Annotated in this window: 3 protein-coding genes; 2 read left to right on the top strand and 1 reads right to left on the bottom strand. The window is 48.9% G+C overall.

Translation table 11 applies throughout. The features are described 5' to 3' along the window. The first annotated feature begins 147 nt into the window (after positions 1–147). Positions 148–1356: a coproporphyrinogen-III oxidase family protein gene (locus tag AB1611_22475; GenBank protein ID MEW6382339.1), complete on the top strand. Its 1209-nt coding sequence runs from the start codon at positions 148–150 to the stop codon at positions 1354–1356. Positions 1357–1592: 236 nt separating this feature from the next. Here the strand turns inward: AB1611_22475 and AB1611_22470 are convergent, their stop codons facing one another. Further along, positions 1593–1949 (bottom strand): hypothetical protein, encoded by a 357-nt coding sequence (locus tag AB1611_22470; GenBank protein MEW6382338.1) that lies wholly within the window; start codon positions 1947–1949, stop codon positions 1593–1595. 196 nt (positions 1950–2145) lie between these two features. On the opposite strand from AB1611_22470, the gene AB1611_22465 reads away from it, so the two are divergent. Beyond that, the gene (locus tag AB1611_22465) at positions 2146–3486 is read left to right on the top strand and encodes a PAS domain S-box protein (GenBank protein MEW6382337.1); all 1341 of its coding nucleotides are present in this window, start codon (positions 2146–2148) and stop codon (positions 3484–3486) included. The last annotated feature ends 23 nt before the right edge of the window (positions 3487–3509 follow it).

Genomic DNA, 3509 nt, shown 5'->3' with positions numbered 1-3509 from the left:
GCCGATCCATTCCGACTCCTGGCTCCTGACTCCTGACTCCTTTGCCCGAATTGGGCTTTCAGGTTCACCTGGCTAGTTTTACATGGGTTATAGCATTTTTTTTATTCAACGTCCGGACAGTAGTGAGTCTAAATTGGTTGAGAGCTAGTGGCTTATCCTGGATTATATATTCACATCCCATTTTGCCAGAAAAAGTGCCATTACTGTGATTTTTACTCCATCGCCGCCACAAAGCGGATAGATGACTTCATAGCCGCCTTACAGCGGGAAATGGACCTTTGCCGGAATTGGTGGCCGGGTGAATACGATACCCTTTATCTGGGCGGCGGCACCCCCTCCCTGCTGAGCATCGGGCAACTGGCGGATATCCTGGAGAAGGTGCATGAGCTTTTCCATTTGGCCACGGATGCGGAACGGACGATCGAGGCCAATCCGGATGATCTGACCTTCTCCTGCCTGCGGGACCTTCGGTCACTGGGGTTCAACCGGCTCAGCATTGGCCTTCAATCCCTGCGGGATGAAAACCTTACCTGGCTGGGCCGAAGGCATACCGCTGCCCAGGGCCGGAGGGCAATAGAAGATGCACGCCGGGCTGGTTTCGATAACCTGAGCCTTGATTTGATCTACGGTCTTCCTGAGCGCCTGTCAGAGTGTTGCCAAAACTCCCTCAATCAATGGCTTCAGGAGCTGCAGCAGGTTCTCGGCTATGAGCCGGAGCACCTGTCATGCTATCAGTTATCCTTCGAGCCCCACACCCAGATTACCCTGCAAAAGCAGCGCGGTCTGATTCATCCGATAGATGAGAGGGAGGAATCCCGCTACTTTCTGGAGACTTCCGAACGGCTTGAATCTGCCGGATACCTGCACTATGAGGTTTCAAATTTCAGCCGCAGAAAAGAGGAAACCGGCAGGCGTGCACCAACCTGCGGGGACAAGCGGCCCTGGACCTGTCAGGATTCGTGGACCTGCCGTCACAACCAGAAGTACTGGCAACACATCCCCTACCTGGGCCTTGGCCCTTCCGCCCACTCCTTTGCCAATAACCGGAGGCACTGGAACCACCGGTCATTATCCCTGTATTGCCGCGACTTGCAGCAGGGAGCACTGCCCATTGCCGGCCAGGAAAGCCTGGGGCTGGAGGAGCTTCGGCTTGAGACACTCTACCTTGGATTTCGGACCCGGCAGGGAATCCGCGTTGAAGATTTTCACCGGCAGTTCGGCCAGAATCTCCTCTCTGACCCGCCAGGACTGGCCAGCCGACTGATCCATGAAGGCAAGCTGGAAGTCCGGGGAGACCGCCTGTGCCCCACTCCCCGCGGATTAGCTGTGGCCGATGCACTTGCTCTGCTCTGGTAGTGTCTACGTATGAGGTGTGGAAGCTTGTCTGCAAATTAAGCCTGCACGAAATGGATGAAACCGTTAGGATGGCTTAGTTGATACAGGAGAGACTGGAGTGGATAAGGTGCCTGTAAGGCTAGAACTTAGGGAAGGCAACTTTGGTCTTGGGCATGTAGACTTAAGACCATCTATATGCTCAAGTAAAGATGGATCTATTGTTTTCCACATAGGATCTAAAATAAAGTCAATACCTTCTATTCGGGCAAGTTTCGCAGCAGGAACAAAATCGCTATCTCCCGATTTTGTTGAACATTGGAGTAGACATCATTTTCAACAATATCTTCTACCTGAATTTTTCCATCGAGCAACTCTTTTGTTTTTGCTGGGCGTATAATCCACCCACCATAATCTTTCAACTCTCCTAAACGAAGTGCTACCTTGCGTTTCTTTTTCAGTTCTTGATGAAATTGGATCCGAAAAATTGCCTGGTTACTTTTTGAAAAGTCGATACATTTTTTAGTAATAGGATTATGAGCCTTCTTTTGTAGCGGGGAGCAATCATAATAAAAAATTCTATACAATATTTCTTGGTCAACATGACTCAGAAGCATTGTATACAGATCATCAGCTACAATTTTAGGATCATGGAGGCCATGCTGGTAAACTTTGGAGTAACGCTTGAGAAAAAAACCTCCATCTTAAAATTGCTAATAACAACAGTATGTTATATAATGCTCTTGGAGAACAAAGTGCAATTTTAACCTTGGAGGCTTTTATCGCTCTGAGATAAGCGAAGGCAGTTAATCCATGAATATCATAAACACGCTTGTACGATACACGGACAAAATAGGAAACCGTGTCACTCTGGTAGGATTTGGTCTTGGGATTCTGTATTGGGTTACTAAATCGGTAATATATGCCCATACATTGAAAGGAGGCATTATCGATCACCTGTTTCACTTAGATGCGGATGATCTATTGATACGTCTTATCGTGGTCTTAACTTTTACCCTTTTTGGCTATGTAGTCGAAACAATGGTTGTCAGTCGCAGGTGTGAAGAGTTACTGCAAACAAATGAGCAGCTTCGGCAGGAGCGGGCAAAGCTTGAAGCGGTGATGCAGCAGATGCCCTCTGCCGTTGTTATTTCTGAGGCACCTTCCGGAAGGATTATCCTTGGTAATAAGCAGGCGGAGGAAATCTGGCGGCAGCCTGTCCTCTCGTCCGCCAATGTTGAGGAATATGGGAAGTGGAAAGGGTTTCATCTCGAAGACGGGCGGCCTTACCGGGGAGAAGAGTGGCCCTTGGGACGTTCTCTGCTCCATGGTGAGGTCGTCATTGATGAGAAAGCCGGTATCATCCGTGGTGATGGCACACGCAGCGTAATAAGCATCCGCTCTACCCCAATCCGTAACCGTGAAGGGGAGATTGAAGCTGCCGTGGTCATTTTCAACGATATCGCCGCTCATATTGAGGCTGAGGAGACACGTTCCCGGCTGACCGCTATTGTTGAATCCGCGGAAGATGCAATTATCTGCAAGGCACTGGATCAGGATGGCACCATTATCAGTTGGAACCGTGGGGCTGAGAGAATATATGGGTATTCGGCCAAAGAGGCCATAGGCCGTTCCATTTCACTCATATTTCCACCGGAACGTCTGCCGGATGAGTTATCCAAAATCCTCAAACAGCTCAGACGGGGAGAAAGCATCCGTAATTATGAAACGCTCCGTTTGAGAAAAGATGAAAAACGGATTGCTGTAAGCATTACCATATCGCCTCTCAGGGATACGAGCGGCAGGATTTTCGGCGCCGCAGCAATCGAACGGGACATTACTGAACAAAAAAGGGCAGTAGAGGAATTACAGAGGTATCGGTTCCACCTTGAGGAATTAGTGCAAGAGCGCACCCATGAGCTTATGACAACGAATAGCCAACTGCAGAGTGCGATCATTAAGTATAAACAAACCCAGGATGCCCTTGAAAAGTCTCTTAATCAAAATAAGCTGATCCTGGACTCTGTAGGAGAGGGGATTTACGGAGTGGACTTAGTACACGTCGCCATAATTACGCGGCCAGTTGTTTTGGGCCTGGTGGAGCAAATTGGAGCAGGAACTTTTCTTTCGTATAAGTCCAGTGTATTGGTTTAGGATGAGCATTGAGTTGATCACAA

The organism is bacterium (assembly GCA_040755755.1).
GTDB lineage: Bacteria > SZUA-182 > SZUA-182 > DTGQ01 > DTGQ01 > DTGQ01.
The sequence above is the reverse complement of the archived record's forward strand: the minus strand, read 5'-3'. Positions and strand labels throughout refer to the sequence as shown.

Coding starts and splice junctions, on each gene's coding strand:
- AB1611_22470 (MEW6382338.1), bottom strand. CDS start 1,949: ATGCTTCTGAGTCATGTTGACCAAGAAATATTGTATAGAATTTTTTAT.
- AB1611_22465 (MEW6382337.1), top strand. CDS start 2,146: ATGAATATCATAAACACGCTTGTACGATACACGGACAAAATAGGAAAC.